18 protein-coding genes are annotated in these 24389 nt (G+C 41.4%); 5 read left to right on the top strand and 13 right to left on the bottom strand.

Annotation, left to right across the window (positions count from 1 at the left end; translation table 11 throughout):
- Nucleotides 1–6: 6 nt before the first annotated feature.
- The 3 genes from BJI48_RS07410 to hypD are packed head-to-tail and all read left to right on the top strand — an operon-like array spanning nucleotide 7 to nucleotide 1905.
- The gene (locus BJI48_RS07410) at nucleotides 7–264 is read left to right on the top strand and encodes a HypC/HybG/HupF family hydrogenase formation chaperone (protein WP_095333554.1); all 258 of its coding nucleotides are present in this window, start codon (nucleotides 7–9) and stop codon (nucleotides 262–264) included.
- The gene (locus tag BJI48_RS07415) at nucleotides 261–764 is read left to right on the top strand and encodes a DUF2147 domain-containing protein (RefSeq protein ID WP_257874438.1); all 504 of its coding nucleotides are present in this window, start codon (nucleotides 261–263) and stop codon (nucleotides 762–764) included. Before BJI48_RS07410 ends, BJI48_RS07415 begins: the two co-directional genes overlap by 4 nt.
- 1 nt (nucleotide 765) lies before the next feature.
- On the top strand, nucleotides 766–1905 hold the full coding sequence (gene hypD / locus BJI48_RS07420; protein ID WP_095333556.1) for a hydrogenase formation protein HypD: 1140 nt from the start codon (nucleotides 766–768) through the stop codon (nucleotides 1903–1905).
- A 63-nt stretch (nucleotides 1906–1968) separates the two neighbouring features.
- Here the strand turns inward: hypD and bioV are convergent, their stop codons facing one another.
- From bioV to BJI48_RS07450, 6 genes are read right to left on the bottom strand one after another with little or no spacing between them, the layout of a single operon-like run.
- The gene (bioV, locus tag BJI48_RS07425) at nucleotides 1969–2502 is read right to left on the bottom strand and encodes a pimelyl-ACP methyl ester esterase BioV (protein WP_095333559.1); all 534 of its coding nucleotides are present in this window, start codon (nucleotides 2500–2502) and stop codon (nucleotides 1969–1971) included.
- Complete coding sequence (locus BJI48_RS07430; protein ID WP_343286668.1) at nucleotides 2492–4177, bottom strand: ATP-dependent metallopeptidase FtsH/Yme1/Tma family protein; 1686 nt, start codon at nucleotides 4175–4177, stop codon at nucleotides 2492–2494. Before BJI48_RS07430 ends, bioV begins: the two co-directional genes overlap by 11 nt.
- Nucleotides 4167–5426 carry a tRNA (N(6)-L-threonylcarbamoyladenosine(37)-C(2))-methylthiotransferase MtaB gene (mtaB, locus tag BJI48_RS07435; RefSeq protein WP_095333561.1) on the bottom strand — a complete coding sequence of 420 codons (1260 nt, stop codon included), beginning with the start codon at nucleotides 5424–5426 and terminating at the stop codon, nucleotides 4167–4169. Before mtaB ends, BJI48_RS07430 begins: the two co-directional genes overlap by 11 nt.
- A gap of 12 nt (nucleotides 5427–5438) precedes the next feature.
- Nucleotides 5439–7022, bottom strand: coding sequence for a mechanosensitive ion channel domain-containing protein (locus tag BJI48_RS07440; RefSeq protein ID WP_095333563.1), 1584 nt, complete (start codon nucleotides 7020–7022; stop codon nucleotides 5439–5441).
- Nucleotides 7022–8062 (bottom strand): 3-dehydroquinate synthase, encoded by a 1041-nt coding sequence (aroB, locus tag BJI48_RS07445; protein WP_095333566.1) that lies wholly within the window; start codon nucleotides 8060–8062, stop codon nucleotides 7022–7024. Before aroB ends, BJI48_RS07440 begins: the two co-directional genes overlap by 1 nt.
- 31 nt (nucleotides 8063–8093) lie before the next feature.
- Complete coding sequence (locus BJI48_RS07450) at nucleotides 8094–9521, bottom strand: TrkA C-terminal domain-containing protein (protein ID WP_095333568.1); 1428 nt, start codon at nucleotides 9519–9521, stop codon at nucleotides 8094–8096.
- 50 nt (nucleotides 9522–9571) lie between these two features.
- Here BJI48_RS07450 and tgt point away from each other — a divergent pair, with 50 nt between their 5' ends.
- Nucleotides 9572–10705, top strand: a complete 1134-nt coding sequence (gene tgt / locus BJI48_RS07455) for a tRNA guanosine(34) transglycosylase Tgt (RefSeq protein WP_095333571.1) — start codon at nucleotides 9572–9574, stop codon at nucleotides 10703–10705.
- A gap of 5 nt (nucleotides 10706–10710) precedes the next feature.
- Here the strand turns inward: tgt and BJI48_RS07460 are convergent, their stop codons facing one another.
- The 6 genes from BJI48_RS07460 to ilvD form a co-directional block, all read right to left on the bottom strand.
- A complete protein-coding gene (locus BJI48_RS07460) occupies nucleotides 10711–12096 on the bottom strand; it encodes a hypothetical protein (protein WP_095333573.1) in 1386 nt (461 codons plus the stop codon).
- 8 nt (nucleotides 12097–12104) lie between these two features.
- The gene (locus BJI48_RS07465) at nucleotides 12105–12770 is read right to left on the bottom strand and encodes a Crp/Fnr family transcriptional regulator (RefSeq protein WP_143428784.1); all 666 of its coding nucleotides are present in this window, start codon (nucleotides 12768–12770) and stop codon (nucleotides 12105–12107) included.
- A 237-nt stretch (nucleotides 12771–13007) separates the two neighbouring features.
- Nucleotides 13008–15578, bottom strand: coding sequence for a bifunctional aconitate hydratase 2/2-methylisocitrate dehydratase (acnB, locus tag BJI48_RS07470; protein ID WP_180763088.1), 2571 nt, complete (start codon nucleotides 15576–15578; stop codon nucleotides 13008–13010).
- A 521-nt stretch (nucleotides 15579–16099) separates the two neighbouring features.
- Nucleotides 16100–17881 carry a hypothetical protein gene (locus tag BJI48_RS07475; RefSeq protein ID WP_095333578.1) on the bottom strand — a complete coding sequence of 594 codons (1782 nt, stop codon included), beginning with the start codon at nucleotides 17879–17881 and terminating at the stop codon, nucleotides 16100–16102.
- A gap of 9 nt (nucleotides 17882–17890) precedes the next feature.
- Nucleotides 17891–19732: a glycosyltransferase gene (locus BJI48_RS07480; RefSeq protein ID WP_095333580.1), complete on the bottom strand. Its 1842-nt coding sequence runs from the start codon at nucleotides 19730–19732 to the stop codon at nucleotides 17891–17893.
- A gap of 170 nt (nucleotides 19733–19902) precedes the next feature.
- The gene (gene ilvD, locus BJI48_RS07485) at nucleotides 19903–21591 is read right to left on the bottom strand and encodes a dihydroxy-acid dehydratase (RefSeq protein WP_095333582.1); all 1689 of its coding nucleotides are present in this window, start codon (nucleotides 21589–21591) and stop codon (nucleotides 19903–19905) included.
- A 134-nt stretch (nucleotides 21592–21725) separates the two neighbouring features.
- On the opposite strand from ilvD, the gene glmS reads away from it, so the two are divergent.
- Complete coding sequence (glmS, locus tag BJI48_RS07490; protein ID WP_095333584.1) at nucleotides 21726–23513, top strand: glutamine--fructose-6-phosphate transaminase (isomerizing); 1788 nt, start codon at nucleotides 21726–21728, stop codon at nucleotides 23511–23513.
- A gap of 58 nt (nucleotides 23514–23571) precedes the next feature.
- Here the strand turns inward: glmS and BJI48_RS07495 are convergent, their stop codons facing one another.
- Complete coding sequence (locus tag BJI48_RS07495) at nucleotides 23572–24270, bottom strand: outer membrane beta-barrel protein (protein ID WP_143428785.1); 699 nt, start codon at nucleotides 24268–24270, stop codon at nucleotides 23572–23574.
- Nucleotides 24271–24389: the final 119 nt, after the last annotated feature.

Raw genomic sequence — 24389 nt, forward strand, 5'->3', positions numbered from 1 at the left:
GATGTTATGTGCTTAGCAATCCCTTCAAAAATCATCGCCATTGATGAAAGCAAAAACTCTGCTACGCTCGAAACAATGGGCGTGCAACGGGAGGCGAGCTTGGATTTGATGGATGAAAAGGTCTTCATAGGCGAATATGTTCTCTTGCATATCGGTTATGTGATGAGCAAGATTGATGAAAAAGACGCTTTAGAATCTATCAAACTCTATGAAGAGATGATAGAAGCGATGGATGAAGAATATATTGATGAGGAGTATCGATGAAGAAAATAACAGGGATTTTTGTCCTTTTGACCACTTGGGTAGCGATGGCTTTCGCAGGGGATTTGAACGGATTTTATCTCACACATATTGGGGATAGCGGGAGACAATCTGTCGTCGAATTTTTCAAGCACGATGGGAAATATTACGCATACGGATTTGCCAATGTCGATGGTTCAAGCCCCAAAAAAGATATTCACAATCCCAATCCAGCCCTCAAAGAAAGGCTTGATAGAGGAACGGTATTTGTCTATGACCTGCTAAAAGATGGCAAGAACTACAAAAACGGCAAAATCTACAATTTCGACAATGGTAAAACCTATTACCTCAAAATCACTCCTGAAAAAGATCAACTCAAGCTCCGTGCGAGTATCGACAAAACTGGCTTGATGGGCGAAACATTGATTTGGAAAAAGCTCTCTAACGAAGAAGCCCAAAAATATCTCTCTGAAAAACCTCCTCTTGAAGAGGTCCTAAAAACCATACCAACAGAAACAAAATAAAATGAGTGATACGCTCCTTATTGATTCATTTCGTGATAAAAATGCGATTTTGGCTTTAAGCAAACAAATCGCTAAGAGCGCTACAAAACTCTCAAAAAAACTCTGCATTATGGAGGTTTGTGGCGGTCATACCCATACATTGATGAAATACGGGCTCACCCATCTGCTTCCAGAAAATGTTTCTTTTGTCCACGGACCGGGCTGTCCTGTGTGCGTGATGCCCAAAAATCGCATCGATCAAGCCTACGAGATCGCTTGTCAAAAAGATACGATTTTACTCACGCTCGGTGATATGCTCAAGGTCCCCGGCTCAAAGGGAAGCCTGCAAAATGCGAGGTCAGAGGGGAAAGATGTTCGGTTTATCTATTCGCCAATGCAAGCCCTTGAAATTGCCCAAGCAAACCCGGATAAAAAAATCGTTTATTTTGCGATTGGATTTGAAACAACCACCCCAATGACAGCCTCTTTACTCGAAAGAACCAAAAATGCGGGTATCAAAAATCTTTTTTTTCATATCAACCACGTTTTAGTCCCCCCACCTTTGGAAGCGATTTTGAGTTCAAAGGACTGCCAGATAAATGCCCTCATCGCCCCATCTCACGTGAGCGTCATCACAGGGGCAAAAATCTATGCCCCCATCTTAGAAAAACACCAAATCCCCATTGTCGTGAGTGGTTTTGAACCTGTGGATATGATGGAAAGTATTTTGTGCCTTATCCACCAAGCCATCGCCCAAACGCCCAAGCTTGAGATCCAATATTCGCGTATCGTAAATATGGAAGGCAACCAAAAAGCCCAAGCGATGGTGCAAAAAACAATGTCTTTACGGGAGCATTTTGAATGGCGGGGCTTAGGCGATATCCCCTATTCTGCCCTCAAACTCCAAGAGGAATACGAAGCATTTGATGCTGAAATCATTTTTGATCCTATCTTGAGCAAAACCCCGATCCAAGACAACAAAGCCTGTCGCTGTGGGGATATCCTCAAAGGCATTGCCAAGCCCTATGATTGCAAAGTCTTTGGCAAATCCTGCACGCCTACAAGCCCGATGGGTAGCTGTATGGTAAGCTCAGAGGGTGCGTGTGCGGCGTATTACAAATATGGTGCAAATGAGCTTAAAACCTCAAAAGCATTTCTTTAACCAATACATCACTTTTGATAGTAATTTTAATCTTTTCATCAAAACACCCCAACCATAAATCCATCACGAGCTAGTTTTTAGGCAATGATTTGCAGTTTTTATCAAGCAAACCCTACTAAAGGGTGCGAAAAAATCCATTGCATATATGGGGTCAATAATCTTATCTTCCCCACCCAGATAAACTGCAATCTCCACACCCAAATCTGCTATCTGGCGCAATTTTTGGCTATCCCAGACATACCCCAAAAGCTCGGTAAGCTCAAATAAATCCCCCAAATGTGTATAACGCGCGATATTTTCATCAACGCTTGCATCAACACCACAAAGTCGCAAAAATTTATCCACATAGCTTTGGGGATTTTTTTGGAACGCATTGATTTGGACTGCTTTATAGGCGTGATTTTTTTGCTGGAAAATCGCTGGGGAAAGGAGAATCAGTCGGTGGATACGCCAATGGTTTTTTGCCCTCTGGAAAGCTAAATCCATCGCCTTTTGCGCCCCATAGCTGAACCCGCAAATATCATAAACACCCCGTTTTGAGATAAAAGCCTCAAAAAGCTCCTCCTCATCGTGGAAACAAAACCCGCTAAAATACACGGATAATCTCGTTGATAGCCTCTCTATTTAGCTTTTCTTTTTCGAGTAATTTTTTCGCAAGCAAGAGAATGCTTTCTTTGGAGTTGGCAAGAAATTCCCGCTGTTCTTCATAAGCAAGAGTAAGGATTTCTGAAATATCAGCCTCATTGGTGAGAATACGGCTTGCCATCGCATATTCTTCGCACATTTCTTTAGCGATTTGGCGGGCTTTTTTGATGTCTTCACGGGCATTGGTGTATTTCTCATCAAACACCAGTTCCAAGGCGATTGTCCCACTAAGATAAACTTTTATTTTATTATTCATCTCACTCCTACTAAGAACTTCTTTGTCAATATCAAGGATAAAATCCCCCATCAACGTGAGTTTATCAAACTCGACATCTAGCCAATACGCACTGATGGCTTTGGCAGACTGATAAATCGCAAGGATATTTTTTTCCTTTTCGCTAAACGATTGGATTTTCTTTTTGCCAAGTGCCACCTTATCTTTGACTTCTGCTATGTCTTTGCTCTCAATCAGCGGGCTTTTTCGCCTAAAAGCATTCAAGGCACTTTCATTCACCAGCGAAGCAATCATCGCCCCGCTAAACCCCACGCACATTTTAGCGACCTCAGGGAGATTTAGAGCGTGGCTTTTGCCTTTGAGATAGACCTCTAATATCTGTATGCGCTCATCCAAATCAGGCAACCCAACATAAACCCTCCGATCAAATCGACCGCTCCGAAGCAAGGCTTCATCGATGACATCAATCTTATTCGTCGCTCCAATTACGATCACACCCGTGCTCTCCTCAAACCCATCCATTTCAGTCAGAAGCTCATTGAGCGTGGATTCTCTCTCATCATTGCGATTTTCTCCCCTTGCCTTACCCACAGCATCGATTTCATCGATAAATACAATCGATGGGGCGTGTGCCTTGGCTTTAGAAAATAGCTCACGCACACGCTTTGCCCCCATACCGACATAAATTTGCACAAAGCTAGAACCACTCTGATAAAAAAACGGCACGCCTGCTTCCCCAGCCACAGCTTTGGCAATCATCGTTTTCCCCACACCTGGAGGACCTACGAGCAAAATACCCTTTGGCAAAGCAATGCCTAATTCTTGGTATTTTTTGGGATTTTTGAGGTAATCGATGATTTCAAAAAGTTCTTCCTTGACCTCTTTGATACCCGCAACATCTTCAAATTTCACAGAGGATGTTATCGGCGAAGCGGGCGAGGGACTTTCATCAAGTTTATCGGGATTTTCTGAGAGAGGGCGAGAGGCAAAAGGCACAGAAGTAGTGGCATTTATCAACGGGGGCTGTTTGCCAAACATCAAAAACAACGCCCGTGCAAGCACGGCTAATCCGATGGCTATCACGATCAAAAATCCAATACCAGAAAACACCTTGCCAAAGCTCATATGGCTTTTGAGCTTGATAGGAAAATCTGTGAGATCTGAAAGCGCAAACGTAGCTCGAGCGGTTTTATAATATTTGCCCGCTAGTTGCAAATAAATATAATCATCATCAATCCAGACATTTTTAGCGCCCCCATCACTCGAATGTAAAAATCCCTCAAATTCTTGCGCACTCACCAGCGTAGAATTGTCCTTGAATAGCAAAAATACAGCCAAAACCATCACAACCAATAAACCGATAATCCCAATGAGTAGATTTTTAGATTTCAATGCAATTTACCTCATCTAACACTTCATAATCTGTTGTTTGTAGCCATTTTGATGTAATGGGGTGCTGTGTGTGGATACGGATTTTGTTGAAATACTCATCCAAGCCAGTATAAACGCCATTATCCCCGCTTTCTATCAAAACAGACAACGCCTTGCCCTGCGCTTTTAGTCGCTTCCTAAAATCAAGATTTTTGGATTTTACCAACGCATTCAAAAGGTGCAATCTTTCTTTGGCAACAGCCCCATTGACAACAGGCTTCATCGACGCTGATGGGGTATTATCACGGATACTATAGATAAAAGGATGCACGTGAGTGAGTGGCAAGGCCTTGATGTTACTAAACGCTTGTTGCCAAACTGCCTCGCTTTCTCCGGGATGCCCTACGATAAAATCCGTGCCCAAAGCAAAGCCTTTTTGAGCGATGTAGCTTAAAAGCTCATAATCTTGCTCGAAACGATTGCGCCGATTCATCCGCTCTAGCATTGAATCCTCCGTATATTGCAGAGCGATATGGAGATGTTTTTCCAAAAAATCACTATCCAAAATCTCTAAAAATTCCTCCCCAATCTGGCTAGGTTCCAAGCTCCCTACACGAATCCGCCTAATCCCATCAATGCGTGCGATCGCCTTGATAAGCGTGGCGATATTGCTCCCCTTATCACTCCCATAGCTCCCGACATTTGTGCCTGTAAGCACGATTTCTGAAATCCCCCCACCAGCAAGCACACGGACTTGCTCTAAAATCTTGGCTTCTTCCATACTCCGTGCCTTGCCCCGCACAGAGGGGATAATGCAATAATTGCACGCAAAATCACAGCCCTCTTGGACCTTAATAAACGCACGGGATTTCCCCACAAATTCCGTAACAATGGTTTTGTCTAAATGCAAAGCTTTTAAATCATCATCATAAAAAAATGTTTTATCAAATCGCAAAAAATCATCGATTTTTTCTTTTTGAGAATGCCCAAAAACCCCAAAAACAAGGTCTTTTTGAAAAAGGCTTTGCCCTTGCGTCTTTACCCCACAGCCGGTGAAATAAACCTTTTTGCCACTTTTTTGCAAGCGATTGACATAGCTCCTCGCCCCACTTTCAGCCCCATTGGTAACCGTGCAAGAATTTACCACAATAATATCAGCATTTTCTTCGCTATCAACACAATCAAAATGCTTGAGATTTTCTCGCATTACCTGCGTATCAAAAAGATTGGTCCGACAACCAAATGTCTTGAAAAATACCTTTTGGCGCATTCTTAATCCCTCTCAATCATCAATATTCAAAGGGGCTTGGGATTTTGCAGGCTTATTGCCAAACCCATCTGTGCCATCTTTTACAAGCTTGGTAGTCGCATAAGCGATGAAAATATCCGGCTCTTTGAGGATATTTTCGATAATCTCGGTTGAAATCGTGCTCCTTAGGGTCAATGTCGCATACGCATTGGTCTGATACCACACCGAGATTTTGATACCATTATTTTCTATCATACTGAATGTTTTGGGTTCGACATTATTGTTCCGCAAAGAATATTTATCCCGCATTTTATTGAGCTGTTTGCGGGTGATTTCTGTATATCCCTTTGAATATTTTGTAGCAGCATCCGAGGCGATTTGCAGGGCTTTTTTGTAGTTGGAATCAAACGTAATCGTAAAATCAATCCCATCCCACACGGTTTTCATCCCCCCGTGCGTGTAGTTAGAAATCATCGTGGTGAAAATATAATTATTTGGGATAAAAACAATCCTGCCTGCACGGCGATTTTCTTGATAGGTCGTGAGGGTAACATCCTCATACATCGTGATACGCAACATCGAAATATCCAGCACATCGCCGACATATACATTGCCCTCTTTGGCAACTCGGATACGATCACCTACGTGCACACTCCCCCCGATGATGATAGCTAGCCAGCCCAAAACACTCATAAACAAATCTTTCATCGCAATCGCCAAGCCCGCTGAAGCAAAACCCAAGACCGCGACCAAATACGTTACATTTTCCAAATACGCAAACAAAAGAATCAAAACAATAATACTGATATTAAAAAAGTTGATGATTTTGCTGGCGGTATAAGCTCGCTCATTATCGTGGATATACCGGCGCACAAAAACCTTCAAACCCAAAGCAAAAGCAATGCTAATAAACACCGCCAAACCGATGTATATGAGCTTAAAGATTTGATTTTTGATTTGAGTTGAAATCTTTTGTATCGCCTCATCGCTGTCTTTGTCATAAACATCCAACGTGGTTTTCAAGATATTTTGAGCGCTTTGAAGTTCAAGTTTTTTGCTCTGGGTTTGATAGATAGCTTGGGCGTTTTCTTTGGAATTTTGGAGCGCATAGAGGCTGGTAAGCAAGGAATATTTTTTGTCCAAATCTTTCAAAACGTTTTCGAGTGCATTTTGGTTTCTTTTGAGGATGAGTTGTTGATTTTCTAAACTTTTGATAAAAGAAATGCCCCCGATAATCGCGATAGGATTGGTAACATCGGGAAAATTCTCGATTTGTGGCTTTTCGATGAGTTCTTTAAAGGGGTTGCTTCGGTATTCCTCAAAAAGTTCTTGCTGGCGTTGCAAAGTCTCTAGCCTGTGGGTAAGCGTGCTGATTTTGAGATCATCAGGACTTTTGAGATTTTTTAAATGTTTGAGTTCTTTTTGGATATTTTGTATCTCAGCATAAATCTGGCTGTAGGTTTCAAAATTGGCGTATTTTTTTAGCCAAATATTATTACTGGAGGCGAGTTTTTTATCCAAAGTAGCGATTTGGGATTTGAGAGAATCTATCTCAGCGCTATTGGGCGCTGCCCACAAAAACCCCGCAAATAACGCAAGCAAAATAAAAAATCTCATTATTTTTCCCATTGTCTCAAAATCCCCATCACGACATCTTTTGGCACATCTTCAATCATCAGCAAATCCCCAATACCGCGAGGCAGGACAAATTTAATTTTTTGTTGCTGGGATTTTTTGTCCAAAAAAAACTTATCATAAAATGCCCCAACATCGGCTATCCTATAATCCAAATCCAAATCATATCGCTTCAAAAGTGCCGTGATTTCGCCTGATTCTTTAGCACTCAAATGCCCCAATGCCACGCTCATTGCATTTGCCATCAACATCCCAATCGCCACAGCCTCCCCGTGCAAAAACACCGCATAATTGGTCTGGTTTTCGATCACGTGCCCAAAGGTATGCCCATAGTTCAAGCCCGCCCGCACGCCTTGTTCTTTCTCATCAGAAGACACCACCCCCGCTTTGATACGCACACTCTTTGAAATCGCAACGCTAAGCGTTTCTGGCTCATTCAAATCAGCCGTTTGCAACCAAATAAAAAATTCCTTATCAAAACAAACTGCCATTTTGATGATTTCAGCCACACCGGCGTAAAATTCCCTTTGTGGCAAGGTGGATAAAAAAGATGGGTCGATATACACGGCTTTTGGCTGGTGAAAAACGCCGACTAAGTTTTTGCCAAAACGATTATTAATGCCCGTTTTACCCCCCACAGAGGCATCCACTTGTGCCAAAAGCGTTGTAGGAACAGCGATAAAATCAATGCCTCTTTGATAAATAGCACTCACAAATCCCGTCATATCGCTTATCACACCCCCACCCAAGGCAATCATCAAAGATTTTCGATCTAGCCGAGAAGTAAAGGCAGTTTCAAGGATTTGTTCGCAAGTTGCAAAGCTTTTGTAATACTCCCCATCAGGGACAATACTCACATAAATTTCGGGTGCACTGATAGCTTCTAGCAATTTGGAGAGATACAGCCCGGCGACCTTAGGATTGCTAACCACAAGGACTTTGCCTGGGTGGGTGATCTTTTGAAGCGGTCCGATAACAACGGGGTATGTTCCTTGTGTCAGGCTGATAGTGATTGTTTCCATTATTTTATTTCCATTGTCTATTCAATCCCCATCATTCCATAATCGGGATAAAAATTTGGGGATTATTATCGAGCATAAAGGATATTTTTTCGACCTTGGTAGATAAAAACCAAAAAAATCTTGTGCGGGTGATACAAGCTTCAAATGGCAAAAATTGCAAGAGGGGTTGCTTGGTTTCTTTGAGGAACAAAACCGGGTTTTTAGAATTGGTGCGACTCACCCGAATTTTTTTGTCAAAAATGCGTGAAAGATTCTCATAATCTTGGGTAATCTGGACTTGATAATGCCCATCAGGCTCAAAATCATATAAAAGCACGCCCAAATCCATCTGGATAGAAATATCAAAAATAATCGAGGAAATATTTTCCCCCGCATTCATTTCCTCATTGAGCACCACAACGCTTTCTTTAACGTTTTTAAAATCCCTTGAACCCGTTTTCAAAACAGGTGTGGCGATTTCAAATAACGCTTTACGGCAATGCCGAGAGCTAAAAATCTCTTTGCCAATAACAACCAAGCCGATTTTTTTCTCCGCATCTTCTTTGAGTTTGGTAATAAAATCCAATCCATTATAGTCCAAAGACACGCTTACATCGCTTCCATCAAGACTTTTTATCTCTTGGAGCAAATCAAGATTCGCAGGGTTTAACACCCGAATGTAGAGCTTATTGCTTTTGGTATGGCGGTGAAAATGCAATGCCTGCGTAATGTCTCGCATCACAGCCTTTTGGGATTGTAACAACGTATCGACATACACATACACATCCCGACCAAATGGGGCGGGGAATTGCCCAATATCGCTTTTGATCTGGCGATAGACATTATCAAGCACACGGGGATCGCCGGCTACAAGGAGAATATCTCGGGGCTGGATAACCATCGAATAATTACTCAACAAAAACTCGCTATGGCGATAAATCCCAACGATTTTGTAGTTTTTTTGCTGGATAGAGCCGATATGGCGGTAAGCAAACACGCTCCCAAATGGAACGCCAATCTCCATCACCTCGCCTTGCTCAAGCCCAAAGCCTTGCGGGATGAGCGGGACATTTGGCAACCTAGCAAGCAATCTCCCTGCAATAATCTGGGCTTCTTCCATCAAAACGACTTTTTCATCCTCAAGAATCGCTTTCAAGGCAATTTCATCTTCATACGCACTCAAAATAATGCGGATATCTTTGTATCTGCTTTTGATGATTTCATATACGATCTCACGTTCTGCGGGGTTTTCCATAATGATAAAAACATCGCTCACATCCGCATCCATCACGCTCAAAAGCCGATAAGAAGAAGTAGGATCAAAAATCTGGAAATTGAACGTGCTAGGAATTTTTTCAGGAACAACGCTTTGATCTTTTGAGACGACAATATAAAGATTGTTGCTGAAATATTTTTCCAGCACGACACTCAAAAACTTTTTTGCTACAATGCCATCAGCAATCAAAACGATTTTTTTCAAAATGTCCCTTAATTAAAAATTTATGATGATTATACCAAAAGGTTTAAAATATGGATTTCAGAATTGATGCCATTGATAAATGTGCAAAACACGCCCGTGCGACCACTATCACGTTGCCTCACGGCGAAGTCCAAACGCCGATTTTTATGCCTGTAGGCACGCAGGCTTGTGTCAAAGGACTTGATGCGATCGATATTACAAACCATCTCCAAACTAACATTATCCTTGCAAACACCTATCATCTCTATCTAAGACCTGGAGAAAACACCATCAAAACCCTCGGCGGGTTGCACGGATTTAGCGGGTATAATGGCAATTTTTTGACCGATAGTGGGGGGTTTCAGGCTTTTAGTTTGAGTCAAAATATGAAAAAACACGATAATGGCATTGCATTCAAATCCCACATTGATGGGAGCGAGCATTTTTTCACGCCCCAAAAAGTCCTTGATATCCAATACGCACTTCATAGTGATATTATGATGGTTTTAGATGATCTCATCGGGCTGCCTGCCCCCAAAGAACGTATTGCCCTCTCGGTCCAAAAAACCACCCAATGGGCAAAAGAAAGCCTGCAATACCATCTTGAAAAGAAAAAACTTGGTGCAAATAATCGCTTATTTGCTATCACGCAAGGCGGGACCGATGAGCAAATGCGTATCCAGAGTGCCAAAGAACTCTGTAGTCTTGGGGAATTTGATGGGTATGCCATCGGGGGGTTAGCCGTAGGGGAGAGCGCCCAAGAAATGTATGACACCATCGAATGTGTTAATGCATATTTACCCAAAGAAAAGCCCCGATACCTGATGGGCGTGGGCACTCCTGAAAATATCATCGAAGCTATCGAGCGGGGTGTGGATATGTTTGATTGTGTAATGCCGACTAGAAATGCTAGAAATGCCACGCTTTTTACATCTCGTGGCAAGATTGCCATCAAATCGAGCAAATATCGGCTCGATGATTCGCCTTTGGATGAAAAATGCGACTGCTATACGTGCAAAAACTATTCAAAAGCCTACTTGCACCATCTTTTTAGAGCCAATGAAATCACCTACCACCGACTAGCAAGCATTCACAATCTCAAATATTATCTCAACCTGGTAAAAGGCGCAAGAAATGCCATCATCGAAGGAAAATTTTTAGAATACAAAAAGGAGCTTTATATCGGTTTGAACGCTCAAGATTGAGCGCTTCACGATTGGGGTTTTTTGTCATTATTTTCCTTGCATAACAAACAATTATTATAAATACATATCGATTTATCCATCGAATCGCTTAGTTTTTCAAGCTTTCTGGTGATATTGATAAGCTCATCGCTTGATTGGATCGCGATGTATTCGCTCATACTGATTTGCTTTTGGATTTCTTCTTTTTGTTCTTGGCTGAAGTTTTTTTCTTCCAAATGCGCCTTGATATGGCTACTAATTTCTAAAATCTCATTATGAATCTGCTCGCCAAGCTGTTTGGCAAGCAATGAACTTTCCTTTGTCTTTTGAACCCGATGGATAAAATCATCGATATTTCGCTTCGCTTGGGCGAGTTCAGTGTTTTCATCAATCTGAATACTAGAAGTGCTATTAGCACTCATATCCTTAAAATAATTCACAAAATTTTTGATTTGTTTCTTGACCCAAAATGTCGTAAAAAACAATCCAAAAATCACCAACAAAACCATCGTTACAGCAACATATTGAAAAATATTGAATACCCATTCGGTTTTGAAACTCGATATTTCATAAATCTCATAAAGCTTTTTGAGATTTTGTGTCAGCAAGGTCCCATATACGTTCGTGCGTTGCAAAGATTCAAAAACAGCATCCTGATTGGCGATGACTTGGCGGATATTCATCGCATATTCTTGCCAAAAATCATAATTTGCGACAATGGCACGATAAAGCGATTTATTATGTTTATAAGTTGGGCGGGTATAAAAACTCAAAATCACTGCATTATATTTCTCAAAACATTTTAAAAAATCCTGATACACGCTTGCATCGTGATTCACACTATAAACGACAAGCTGATACAAAATACGCTGGGACAACATCCTTTGCTTGCCTGCTGTGTTGATTTCTTCTTGAGAAAGATTGGCTTGCAACATTTCTTTGACAATCGTATCACTCATATCTAAAAGTTTTTTGTTGTTTTGAAAAAGAAATTTTTTATTATTATGCAAACTCGCTGTAGCTATCTGATACGATTGGATACTATTGCTCAAAATCTGCCACTGGGAGCGCAAGTCTTCAAAAAGTTTTTTGGCATTCTTTTTGTCTAACCAAAAAAAATCCGTAGCGCTATGGCGATAATATAACGCATTGAATTTTTCTTCAAAAAGCTCAATTTCACGATTGAGTTCATCAAAATTACTACTATTTTGATAATTGTTTAAAAATACTTCTTTCGCCATCGTCTGGGATAGGCGTATCTCAAAAGCAAGCTGGTTGAGGATACCACTCAAAGCGAGATTCTTCTTGTTAATATAGATATTAATAATAATAACCAAAAAAACCACAACAAACGTTACACCCGCGATGGCAGAAAGCCTCGAAGAAATGGGTTTTTTAAAAGCTAATTTCATACTTCCTCTTATATTTTATAAATTTCTTGCAACCTAGCCTTGTCATCAATTATCACATTCCCATCATCATCGGCCTTGATGATTTCATCTTGCTTGAGTTTTTTCAAAATCCTAGAAAGCGTTTCAGGCTGGATATTGAGCTGGTAGGCAATCTCTTGACGCTGGGTTGAGTTGAAACGATAGAGATGTTTATCGAGCATATAAGCAAGCTTTGCCATCGCATCAAAAATAATATCCCGATTGATGATTTCACTAAGGATTTGGTTTTTCAAAATGATTTGTTTGGTCAAATTCTGAAAAAAATTCACATCACGCTTAGCAGATTCAAGCAATTTTTTAGCATCAATACTCAAAATTTCGCTATCTTCTAAAATCGAAGCATTTCCAAAGGTTTTAATCTCTTCAAAACCAATATCATTGATAAGCAAAAAATCATCCCGGTCATCCTGTCTGGAGTGGATACCATAAAGGTATTTTTTATTCCCAAAACGATCGAATTTATCGATACTCACCGATCCACTCAACAAAAACAAAAACTGCTCCATCTTTTGCCCCTCATAAAACAAAATAAAATCCTTCGGATAAGATCTTATCTTGCTAAAACGATAAATCTCTGACAAAAACGAGTCGTCCATATTCTCAAATAAAGACAGCATTCTTAATTTTTCTATCAATGATGAAATCCCCCTGAAAAACTATTTTGCTAAAGAGAATCAAGAGCGCTTTAAAAATATTGTCAATGTTTTCAAGGAGGATTTTTGAAAAAGATTTATTTTAAATCCTGACAAATAAAAGCGAACTCGATAATCTCATCTATGTTTTATGTAGTTATTTTTCCCAATGTTATTGTTTGCTAATCTAGGGCATTCGTGCATCATAAAAACGCCAGCGAATACCTAAAGAAAAAAGCATTATAGACTAAAATCTTCCATTAAATTGAAGTTTAGATATTTGTAAATATTTTCTTTCTTGCCTTGGAGTTTTTCAGGCACAAGCTCCAAATACTCTTGTGTGCTAGGCAACCGACCAAGAAGCGCACAAACAGCGCCGAGTTCGGCACTTCCCAAATAAACTTGTGCGCCTTTTCCCATCCGATTATCAAAATTTCTCGTCGAGGTAGAAAAAACCACCGCATTATCCCTAACGCGCGCTTGATTTCCCATACATAGGCTACATCCGGGGACTTCCATCCTAGCACCCGCAGCTCCAAATATCGAAAGATACCCCTCTTTTGTGAGTTGTTTTTCATCCATTTTTGTCGGTGGGGCTATCCAGACCCTAGCAGGAGAAGCGCCTGCTCCCTTGACGATTTCGCCAAATGCCCTAAAATGCCCGATATTTGTCATACAGCTACCAATAAAAACCTCATCAATATGGTGGGGTCTTTGCGGATTTGCCAATATCTCGCTCAATGTCGCAACATCATCAGGATCATTGGGACAAGCCAAGATAGGTTCTTTAATATCAGCCAAATCAATCTCAATCACAGCGGCATATTCAGCATCTTTGTCCGGTTGCAACAACACCGGATTTTCTATCCATTCACGCATTTTATCTGCGCGCCGTTTGAGGGTTTGGGCATTTTGATACCCATCTTGGATCATCTTTTCGATCAATTCAATATTAGAACGCAAATATTCGATAATGGGCTCTTTGTTTAAGAGGATACTGCAAGCTGCCGCGCTTCTCTCTGCACTGGCATCACTGAGTTCAAATGCTTGTTCGACCTTGATATCACCCAAGCCCTCGATTTCCAAAATACGCCCGTTAAAGATGTTTTTCTTGCCTTTTTTCTCCACACTAAGCAATCCCTGCTTGATAGCATAATAGGGTATCGCATTGACCAAATCCCGCAAGGTAATCCCAGGGTTTAATGAACCCTTGAAGCGCACTAGCACTGATTCAGGCATATTTAGTGGCATCGCACCGGTTACAGCAGCAAAGGCTACCAGCCCGCTACCAGCAGGGAAACTCATCCCTATGGGGAATCGGGTATGGCTATCCCCGCCCGTTCCTAGTGTATCAGGCAAGCACATCCGATTGATCCAGGAGTGGATAATACCATCCTTTGGACGCAGTGCCACGCCCCCACGGGTTGTCATAAATTCGGGCAAAGTCGCTTGCAAGCTCACATCTGCGGGTTTGGGATAGGCAGCTGTATGGCAAAAACTCTGCAACACAAAATCCGCACTAAAGCTCAAGCTCGCTAATTCCTTGACCTCATCGCGTGTCATCGCCCCTGTAGTGTCCTGACTGCCAACCGTTGTCGCTAGTGGCTCACAATAAGTCCCCGGGCGCACGCCTTTGACCCCGCAAGCTTTCCCGACAATCTTTTGTGCCAATGTGTAGCCCTTGCCCGTATCTTTGGGGATTTCTGGCTTGGCAAATACTTCGGATTCTCCCAAGCCCAAAAACTTTCTGGCTTTGTTTGTCAAACCCCGACCAATAATCAAAGGGATACGCCCACCCGCACGCATTTCATCGACAATCGTATTGGGCGTGAGTTCAAATGAACTAATAGTCTTGCCATCACGCTCGATGATACCTTTGTAAGGGTGGATTTTGATAATATCGCCCTCTTTGAGCTCCCTAACATCAGCGATGATAGGCAATGCCCCGCTGTCTTCGCAAGTATTGAAAAATATCGGTGCGATCACCCCGCCAATCACCACGCCCCCGCTCTTTTTGTTAGGCACATAAGGGATAGTGTGTCCAAAATGCCACATAATGGAATTGCAAGCGGATTTTCTTGAGCTCCCAGTCCCGACAACATCGCCCACATAAGCCACAGGGATACCCTTTGATTTCACGTTTTCAAGACGTTTTTCATACTCAGGGATGCGACTTTTGAGCATTGCTTTGGCGTGCAGGGGAATATCACTCCGTGTAAAAGCATCGCTTGCAGGGCTCAAATCATCGGTATTAGTCTCCCCATCAATCTTTAGCACACACATTTCCATCACAGCAGGCAAGGCTTCCTTGCTCAAAAACCACTCCGCATCTGCCCAAGACTTAATGATTTCTTTTGCCAAGGGGTTGTTAGCAGAAAGCTTTGCGACCTCATCAAATGCCTCATAAACTAGCAGTGTATGTTTCAAGGCCAAAGCGGCTTCTTTTGCGATAGTTATGTCGTTATTTTGGATACCATCAATCAAAAATTTCACATTATAACCCCCCAGCATCGTGCCGAGATATTTGATGGCTTCAAGGGCTGAAAAATCATCGCATTTAAGTTCGCCGTTTGAGACTTTTCCCAAAAATTCTGCCTTGATTTTTGCCCCCTCATCGACACCCGGACTCACCCGATGGATCAAAAGTTCCTTAGCAAATTCCTTGTCAGATTGGCTCGCTAAAGTATCCATCAAAATACCAATGACTTCCTTGACTTGACTCGCATTCAGCGGTAATGGGGGGATTCCTTCTTGTTCTCTTAGGGCTTGTGCTTGTTTGTAATCAGTGATAAAATCTTCCAAATCTTTCATCGCAATCTCCTTCATTTTGACCGATAATTTTTATCCAGATGAATATTCTATAATAATCAAAATTCGCTTAATAACAAAACCATTCCGATAAATTTATTTTTGGATAAGATGTATCGAATTGTTACATTATGTTTATGCGGTTCAGTTTTTGCAAAAACTGAACCTAAAGACCGCTTTTTGGAGGCAAAGCCCCCAAACGCTCCTAAAGTAATCATCTCATATTCAAAGCGTTGCTTTGTGTATTGGAGATAAATTTCTAAGGTTTGTCATTATGTTTTACTCGGTTTGTTTAGAAACAAACCTGAAGACCACTTCGGGCAGTGAAACTGCCCTACGTTCCTAAAGGATTCTGACCCGCCCACCCGAGTTATGGTCGCACTACGCTTGCCTCATCAACTTGGGGTGAGTGGGTAGAGTTTCTAAGGTTTGAAATCCTGAAACTGCTAGCCTTTGTCGTTGCTTGGGTGGCTTGAGAAAATTCGAAAACTAACTACTTGGCTTCACTAGCCTCGCACTGGGATTTACTTGTATTCAAATATACTATATTCCCTAGAATCTCTGATTTTACTTGCCATATTCACAAAATCACGATATTTGTCAAGCTCGCTTTTTGCCAGCACCACATACACCCCATCATATTTATGCTTTAGCTTGTTTGCGTATTCCAAAAGCTCATCTTGGGATGAAAAATCCAAAAAATTATAAAATTTATAATTATCATCAATCCACTTTAAACGCAATAATTTATTATTAAAAATAACATATTTTTTACCTTTTTTTTCAAAGGTATTGGCAACCATTGAATTAAAAAATGGCGCATCCACAAAAGCTGATCTTTTTTCCTCGCTTTTTAAAACAGCATTTTGGTTAAAAGGCGCTACGATCAAGCCGATAGCCACGAAACCCACAAAAATAAGGGCGATTTTTTTGTATGCAAACAAATATAATTGCAAAAATTTATTCAAAAATATTTTTTGGATAGATGGCACAAAATATACAATCACAGCCCCGAGCGCAACAATCATCAAAGGCAAACCGGCTTGCAGATTGCGATCATCATAGCTTAGATTCATCCCCCAAAAAATAAAATACAAAAATCCAAAAATCGCTAAGAATGCCAATATTTTATTTTTGAGTTTTAGTGCCAATAGCGATACGAGAAATAAAATCGTGTAAAACTTGTGGTGCTTTATCGCGATATAGAGCCTCTCCAATCGCCCCTTGCCATCATAGATCGCCTCCATTGTGTAACTGAGATTTGTCGCATCGGTGTTGAGATATAGCTTTTTGTAAATGGCGATTATCACCCACGGGGCGCAAAAAAACAAAATCGCAAAGAAGCAAATGACAATAGTTTTGAAATTAACTTTTTTGGGGTGTAAAAATCTAAGATATAGCAAGCCAGCTAGATAAACGACACAGCAAAACAAGCCTGCCTGCTTTATTTCTGCACTAATCCCAGCAGCGATCGCCCCAAAAATCAGATAAAAATTTATACTCCCTAAATCTATCTCTTTCCCCGCTGAGGCTTCTTCTAAAAGAAAGCTGGCTTTTGTCAAAAATAGCATAGCGATCAAAATCACCATAGCAACTGGCAAATCCACATAACCTATGTAAAATTCCCCGCTCAAACGCACAAATACAAGCCAAATAAGAGCGCTTAAAACAAATCCGAAAATGGCATTTTTTAGCGAATCTTTAAAAAACAAAAATATACAAGCAATAATCCCAACAAAGGCAAAATACTTATAAATAGCCACACCTATGGCTTGGAAGCTTGCTATCTTCGCACTTGCCACATAGCCTAGCGACAACAGCATAGGGTAGATTTGCGGGTATCCGCCCTCATTGAGCACAAAATCCCCTCTAGCCCACTCTATGCCCCATCGATTCCAAGAAGCCACAGCATCCCAGCTAGTAAAGATTTGCCCTTTCAAAAGAGAAGCTAGCAGGTATAATGAGATAAGCACCCCAAGAAAAAACAAGACTTTCAAGGCACTATCATTTGATTTTAAGATATTTGGGGTTTTTATGCCACTGGTAATTTCCCTAAAAAAACACGCTAAAAATAATAAAATCTCTATGGCGAAAATTCCCACTACGACCTGCTGTGTGTAAATCCCAAAATACACTAAAATATAAACTAAGTAAAAATTAAAACATAGGCTAAAAATAAAACTGATCGCTAGGAATGATGAGATACAAAAATCGATGTGGAATTTTTTGAAAAATATCTTATAAAGCACCGCCCCAGGCAAAAAAACCGCCGCAAAAAATGACAATATCGCTAAAGCTAAATTCATAAATCTCCTTTAATATTTTTTATAAACCAAAATCTCTTGCGTGAGTCCGATAGCAAAATTCAGCTTCCTAGCCACCAGCTTGCCATACTCTTTGCAGGTAGAATCCACCTCATCAAAAAACAATGGCCTTTCATCGTGAAACTCCCATAGATTAAGCCTTTCTAAGGATCTGCGAATCACTCTATAAAGCAATGTGGGTGTTGGGTATGTAATCAAAACTATCCCACCACTTTTTGCCGCCTCAAAATGCCGAATACATATTGTCTTGGTATTTTTTCTATCAAAATGTTCGATGAGTCCGGCAGAAAAAACCAGGTCAAATTTGGGCTTGAGATTTTTATTTTCTATCAAATCCACCAAATGTGCCTCTTGTTTGCTCCTTTGGATATTTGGGGCTATGTATTTGGCATTAAAGGCATTGATGCCATTTTGGGATTTGTCATAGACTACATAGTAAGCATTTTTATAGATTTCTCTAAAAGCAGTATAAAAACAACTATCGCCCCCACCAAATTCACAAATTTGATTAATATTTTTGTGATTTTTTATTAGATTCAAAATCATATTTGCACTAATCTTTCTTGTGATATTTGAGATTTTAAAATGATTGTTTTTTCGCCTAGAATAGTATTTTTCCCAGTTTGTAGGCTTAACATCTAGCCCCCCCCCCCCGCCACCATTTACAATCATCGACTTAGAGGTAAAGATAAAAAATCGTTGCACAAAAAAACTAATAGCAAAGATCAATGCCTCACCGATGGGTTTTGCTACAATCTCACTAACCCCCGTGTATAGGGAGATAAGCTTGATACCCTGCATAGAAATAAACATCAAAATAATGGTTAGGGTGATGTAGGCAAAAAGCTCGAATTTCAGGTTTTTCTTGGTTTTAAAAACCATCGTTTTGCCAACTATGAAGTTAAAGCTCCCCGATACAACCCTGCCACTTATCATACAAGCAAGGAGTCCAAAGCCCAGACTAAAGGCAATCGCAAAAACTAAATAGTCGATTAATGCCGTAACAAGCGAGTTGCTAATATGCCTAAATAGCACGAAATATATGCTAAGTGAGTCAAAAATGGGATTAAAATGCGAACTTTCATTATTATTTATGTAGATGGTTTTGATGGGGACCTGCAAGATATTTTTGCCCATATTGCACGCCTCAACTAACATCTCCATCTCAAATTCGTAGCCATTGTAAATATTTTTTAAGATTATTTTCCCAAACTCCGGTGTAAATGCCCTAAGCCCAGTCTGCGTGTCTTGCAGGGACTTCCCAAACATAGCCTTAAATACCAGCCTGGTTAATTTATTGCCAAATTTGCTCCTAAATGGCACCTCGCCGTCAAATTCACGCACCCCTAAAACCAAATCAATATTTTCACGCTCAAAAAATGTATCTTTTAGCTTCAAAATATCTTCGATTTTATGCTGTCCATCGGCATCTGCGGTGATTATCAATTCCAAAGCGGGATAATGATTCAAAATAAAATTAATGCCATTTTTTAAAGCCGCGCCCTTGCCTAGATTGATGGCATTTTTTAGCAAAATCGCATTTTTGTTGATTTGGGAAAAAATATTATCGAAGTTTTTAGGGGAACCATCATTTACGATGACAACACAGAAATTTAGACTAAGCAAGGAATCAGTAAGCGCAAGGAGCATTGGATCTGGCTGATAAGCAGGGATCAAAACTACGATATTTTTATTTGATAATGTGCTAGCTGGGATCGGGTGTTTTTGTGAGGGGGACTTTAGGGAATGGGGATCTTTGAAAGCAGGGCTTTTAGAATCTAGCCCCCCCCCCGCTAAAACATCTGAAGCATCCAGATTTTTTAAATCATCCATAAAAGCCCTTTTTGTAGTATTAATTTGAAATAAATTTTATCATATTTGGCGCATTTTAGGGCAAAAAAATCCCAATGCCCTCTTGAAAAATGCCTTAAAGACACCCTAAATTGTGGCACTTTTCACGCTTCCATCTCGCATAAATGATATTTATATCCCAAATATCAAGCTCAAAGCTCCGTTTTTAGCACCGCCCCTTCAGAAGCATCGCTGACTAAAATCGCATATCGTTTGAGCCACTTGCCCTCGATTTCTTTTTTCTTTGGGACAAAGCTTGCACGGCGGTTTTTTAGCGTTTCTTCATCAACAAGCAACTCCAAAACCCCGTTATTCACATCGATTTTGATTTTGTCACCATTTTCAATCAAACCAATCTCGCCCCCTTGCGCCGCCTCTGGGCTGATATGCCCAATACAAGCCCCACGGGTCGCCCCGCTAAATCTCCCATCGGTAATGAGCGCCACTGATTCGCCCAACCCCATCCCGCTAATGAGGCTTGTAGGGCTAAGCATTTCAGGCATACCCGGACCGCCTTTTGGACCTTCATAACGGATAACAACCACATTCCCTGCTTGCACTTTCCCCCCAGAAATCCCCTTGATAGCTTCTTCTTGAGAGTCAAAAACAATCGCTGTGCCGGTAAAATCTTTCATATTTTCAGCCATTGCGCCGGCTTTGATGACCGCCCCTTGCTTGGCGATATTGCCATAAAGGATTTTTAGCCCACCTGTTTGAGAAAATGCCGTTTCGTTGGTATGGATGATGTTCGTATCGGTGATCTTGGCGTTTTTGATACGCTCTAACATCGTGCTTCCCGTGATTGTGAGGGTATCTTTTATCGTGTTTGCCCGCTTATTCACCTCTGCCATCACCGCATCGACCCCACCAGCGCGATTAATATCTTCCATAAATACATTCGTAACTGCCGGGGCGATTTTGGTTAAATGCGCGACATTCTTGGCGATTTCATTGATGTTTTTGAGGTTGAATGCCACGCCGGCTTCCTTGGCGATCGCAAGCATATGCAACACGGTATTCGTGCTCCCGCCCATCGCCATATCCACGACAAAAGCGTTGTTGATGGCATTTTCATTAATGATATTTTTTATTTTGTATTGTTCGCTTTTTTCTTTATCAAGTGCGATTTCTACGATACGCCTAGCAGCTTGGCGCAAAAGCTCTTCTCGCTCTTTTGTCTGTGCGGGGATCGTGCCATTACCGGGCAAGGCAATACCCATCGCTTCAGAAAGCGTATTCATCGAATTTGCCGTAAACATCCCGCTACAGCTCCCCCCGCTCGGGCAAGCCTTGCATTCGATCTCATAGAGCTTGTCCGCATCGATTTTTTTGGCTTCATATGCTCCGACGGCTTCAAAAACCTGTGAAAGCCCTATCCTGCTCCCATCAGCAAGTGTGCCTGCTAACATCGGACCGCCACTTACAAAAATCGTCGGCACATTCACCCGCAATGCCCCCATAATCATACCCGGGACGATCTTGTCGCAATTAGGGATACAAATCATCGCATCGAGCTTGTGGGCATTCATCACGGTTTCGATACAATCAGCGATGAGTTCCCTGCTAGGTAAGCTATAAAGCATCCCGCTATGCCCCATCGCAATGCCATCATCTACGCCAATGGTGTTAAATTCAAATGGCACCGCACCGGCTTTGCGGATTTCTTCTTTGATGATTCTGGCATAGTCATTGAGAAAATAATGCCCCGGAATGATGTCAATATAGCTATTGGCTACCCCAATAAAGGGCTTGTCAAAATCCTCGTCTTTGAGTCCAACCCCCCGAAGCAAGCTCCTATGTGGTGTCCGTGAAAATCCTTTTTTGATAGTATCGCTTCTCACATTTATCTCCTAAAATAGTATTTGAAATTTTAACTTTATGGCGTTTAAGCTGTAAAGATAGATTATACTTTAAAAAAATAAACTTGTCTTTTTCTGTTATAATACCGCAAATTTTCGAAATCATTGGGGTTTGTATGTGCGGGATTGTTGGCTACATCGGCAAGCAGGAAAAAAAAGAAATCTTAATCAATGGGTTAAAAGAACTCGAATACAGAGGCTATGATAGTGCTGGAATCGCCGTTTTGAGCGATGGGGAGCTTACGACATTCAAATCGGTAGGCAGGATTTGCAATCTCGAAAACAAATGTGGCGACTTTGTCTCCAATGGCTTTGGCTTAGGCATAGCCCACACACGCTGGGCGACCCACGGCAAACCCACTGAAGCCAACGCTCACCCCCAAATGGCAACCTTTAGCAATGTCGTGCATAATGGCATTATCGAGAATTATCAAGAAATCAAACAATCCCTTGAAAAAAAAGGGCATTCATTTTTGAGCCAAACCGATACCGAAGTCATCGTGCGTTTGTTTGAAGAAAATCTCAAAGACACCAAAAGCCCGCTAACTGCCTTTGAAAAAACCATTGCCTCGCTCAAAGGGGCTTATGCGATTTTACTCATCACCAAGCTTGCTCCCGATAGGATTTTTTATGCCAAAAGTGGCTCGCCACTCATTATCGGCAAGGGTGAAACTGGCATATTTTTTGCCAGCTCAGACGCCCCGCTTATCGGCTATGCCCAAAAGGTTTGTTATCTTGAAGATGGGGCGGTGGGCTATATGGATATGGAGTGCTTTGAGATGCTAGCTGATATAAAAATGCTGGAACAAAATAAAGTATATGCCCAAAAAGAGGGTTTCAGGTATTTTATGGAAAAAGAAATCTATGAACAGCATAAGGTTTTGCTTGAAACGATGATGGGCAGAGTGAGCGAAGAGGGGATTTTCCTCGAATCGCTTGCGCCTGATTTTTTTGATGGGATTACAGAGATTACCATCTGTGCGTGCGGGACAAGCTACCACGCCGGGATGAGTGCCAAATACTTGCTCGAGCGCCTCGCAAAAATCAAAACGCAAGTTGTCATCGCAAGCGAATTTCGATACGCTGGCTCGGTAATGCGTCCTAGCGAGCTTTTTATCGCCATTTCTCAAAGTGGCGAAACGGCTGATACGCTCGAAGCCCTCAAGCTTGCCAAAAAAAATTCCCTCAAAACCTTAGCGATTTGCAATATCGATAATTCCTCTATCGTGCGGGAAAGCGATGGGGTGATCTTGACACGTGCCGGGATCGAAAAAGGCGTGGCTTCTACCAAGGCATTTGCCACCCAAGTGATGGTGCTGTGGATTCTAAGCGTTTATATCGCCCATCAAAAAGGCTTGCTAGATGAAAATGCCCTCAAAGAACAAATCACTTCAATGCTCCAAGCCACCAAAGCCACAGAAGTCAGCCCCAAGCTCCACGAAAGACTCAAAAGGCTTTCAAAAAGGTATTTGCACGGGCACGGATTTTTCTTTATTGGTAGGGATATTTTCTATCCCCTCGCCTTAGAGGGGGCGCTCAAGCTCAAAGAAATCAGCTATCTCCACGCTGAGGGTTATCCTAGCGGTGAGATGAAGCACGGGCCTATCGCACTTGCAGATTCTTTGCTTTTTACCCTTGCACTTTTGCCAAAGCACCTTTTGTATGACAAAATCAAAAGCAATGTCGAGGAACTCAGTGCCAGAGATGCCACGATTTGTGCGATTAGTTCAGAGGATTTTGAAAGCGCTGATGATATGATTTATATCAAACCCGCTAGCGATTATATGGAAGAATTTTTTGCAATGATGGTTGTTTTGCAACTTTTAGCCCTAGAAATCGCCATCAAACTCGGCAATGATGTCGATATGCCTAGAAATCTCGCAAAAAGCGTAACGGTGGAATGAAACAATAAAATCCCACACCAAAAACACCAAAAACACCAAAAATGTGCTAAAAATAGCCCTAAAATTTGTAGTTATACATCACATAGGGCATTAGACTGGTTTCGAATTTCTTGCTATTGAGGAGTTGTTTGGCAGTTGGGAGTATTTTGAAACCCAGTTCAAACCGATGCCTCACAAACAAACTCAAGGTTACACCGCCCTCTATCATAATACCAGCACTCGTAATGGCGTGTTTGAATAACGAAAAATTTTCATTATCTGCATAAATCGTAGCGCCCCCGCCAATGCCAGCAAATGCACCTAAAAAATGTTTGTAACTTTTGGTTAATGGAAATTCCCCGATAATATCGATCCCCAAAGAAAACATCGAATAAAACGAATGGCTAGGGTCTTTTGCAAATTCGTAGTTGATAAATCCCGTCGCCATATCAAGCCCAAAAAATCCTCTAATGCCAATATTTTTATTGAAAAATGTCTGCACCCCGCCTTTGAGCGATAAGGTCGCAGGGAAGCTGATCTGGTTTTGTTCTTTGTAGGCTTTTTTGACTTGAAATCCCCCGATACCTACCCCGATATATTTGCCACTTTTTTGTCGCACCAGTTTTTGCCGCTCTCGGATTGCCTCAATGCTATAGCCCTCGTTTTTTTCCTCCAGAATGGATGGATTTTGAGGATTTAGACTTCCTTGAGTGGGGTAAGCATTCAAAATCGTTATGGGAACATATGCACACAAGAGTATCTTGTGAAGTTTTTTCATCCTTTTGCCTTGCTGGGTTATAGCTGTTGGGAAACTATTTTTTGATATAATCATAGCGAAAATGACCACAAAAACGGCGAAGAAAGCTTGCAAAAGCAAAAAACAAATGGAGGAAGGAC

Source organism: Helicobacter sp. 11S02596-1 (assembly GCF_002272825.1).
GTDB lineage: Bacteria > Campylobacterota > Campylobacteria > Campylobacterales > Helicobacteraceae > Helicobacter_J.

What these genes read in the sequence shown, in the direction of transcription:
- glmS (WP_095333584.1), top strand. Translation starts at nt 21,726, where the DNA reads ATGTGCGGGATTGTTGGCTACATCGGCAAGCAGGAAAAAAAAGAAATC.
- tgt (WP_095333571.1), top strand. Translation starts at nt 9,572, where the DNA reads ATGGATTTCAGAATTGATGCCATTGATAAATGTGCAAAACACGCCCGT.
- aroB (WP_095333566.1), bottom strand. Translation starts at nt 8,062, where the DNA reads ATGGAAACAATCACTATCAGCCTGACACAAGGAACATACCCCGTTGTT.
- BJI48_RS07475 (WP_095333578.1), bottom strand. Translation starts at nt 17,881, where the DNA reads ATGAATTTAGCTTTAGCGATATTGTCATTTTTTGCGGCGGTTTTTTTG.
- BJI48_RS07415 (WP_257874438.1), top strand. Translation starts at nt 261, where the DNA reads ATGAAGAAAATAACAGGGATTTTTGTCCTTTTGACCACTTGGGTAGCG.
- BJI48_RS07495 (WP_143428785.1), bottom strand. Translation starts at nt 24,270, where the DNA reads ATGAAAAAACTTCACAAGATACTCTTGTGTGCATATGTTCCCATAACG.
- mtaB (WP_095333561.1), bottom strand. Translation starts at nt 5,426, where the DNA reads ATGCGCCAAAAGGTATTTTTCAAGACATTTGGTTGTCGGACCAATCTT.
- BJI48_RS07440 (WP_095333563.1), bottom strand. Translation starts at nt 7,022, where the DNA reads ATGAGATTTTTTATTTTGCTTGCGTTATTTGCGGGGTTTTTGTGGGCA.
- BJI48_RS07460 (WP_095333573.1), bottom strand. Translation starts at nt 12,096, where the DNA reads ATGAAATTAGCTTTTAAAAAACCCATTTCTTCGAGGCTTTCTGCCATC.
- hypD (WP_095333556.1), top strand. Translation starts at nt 766, where the DNA reads ATGAGTGATACGCTCCTTATTGATTCATTTCGTGATAAAAATGCGATT.
- BJI48_RS07410 (WP_095333554.1), top strand. Translation starts at nt 7, where the DNA reads ATGTGCTTAGCAATCCCTTCAAAAATCATCGCCATTGATGAAAGCAAA.
- acnB (WP_180763088.1), bottom strand. Translation starts at nt 15,578, where the DNA reads ATGAAAGATTTGGAAGATTTTATCACTGATTACAAACAAGCACAAGCC.
- BJI48_RS07480 (WP_095333580.1), bottom strand. Translation starts at nt 19,732, where the DNA reads ATGGATGATTTAAAAAATCTGGATGCTTCAGATGTTTTAGCGGGGGGG.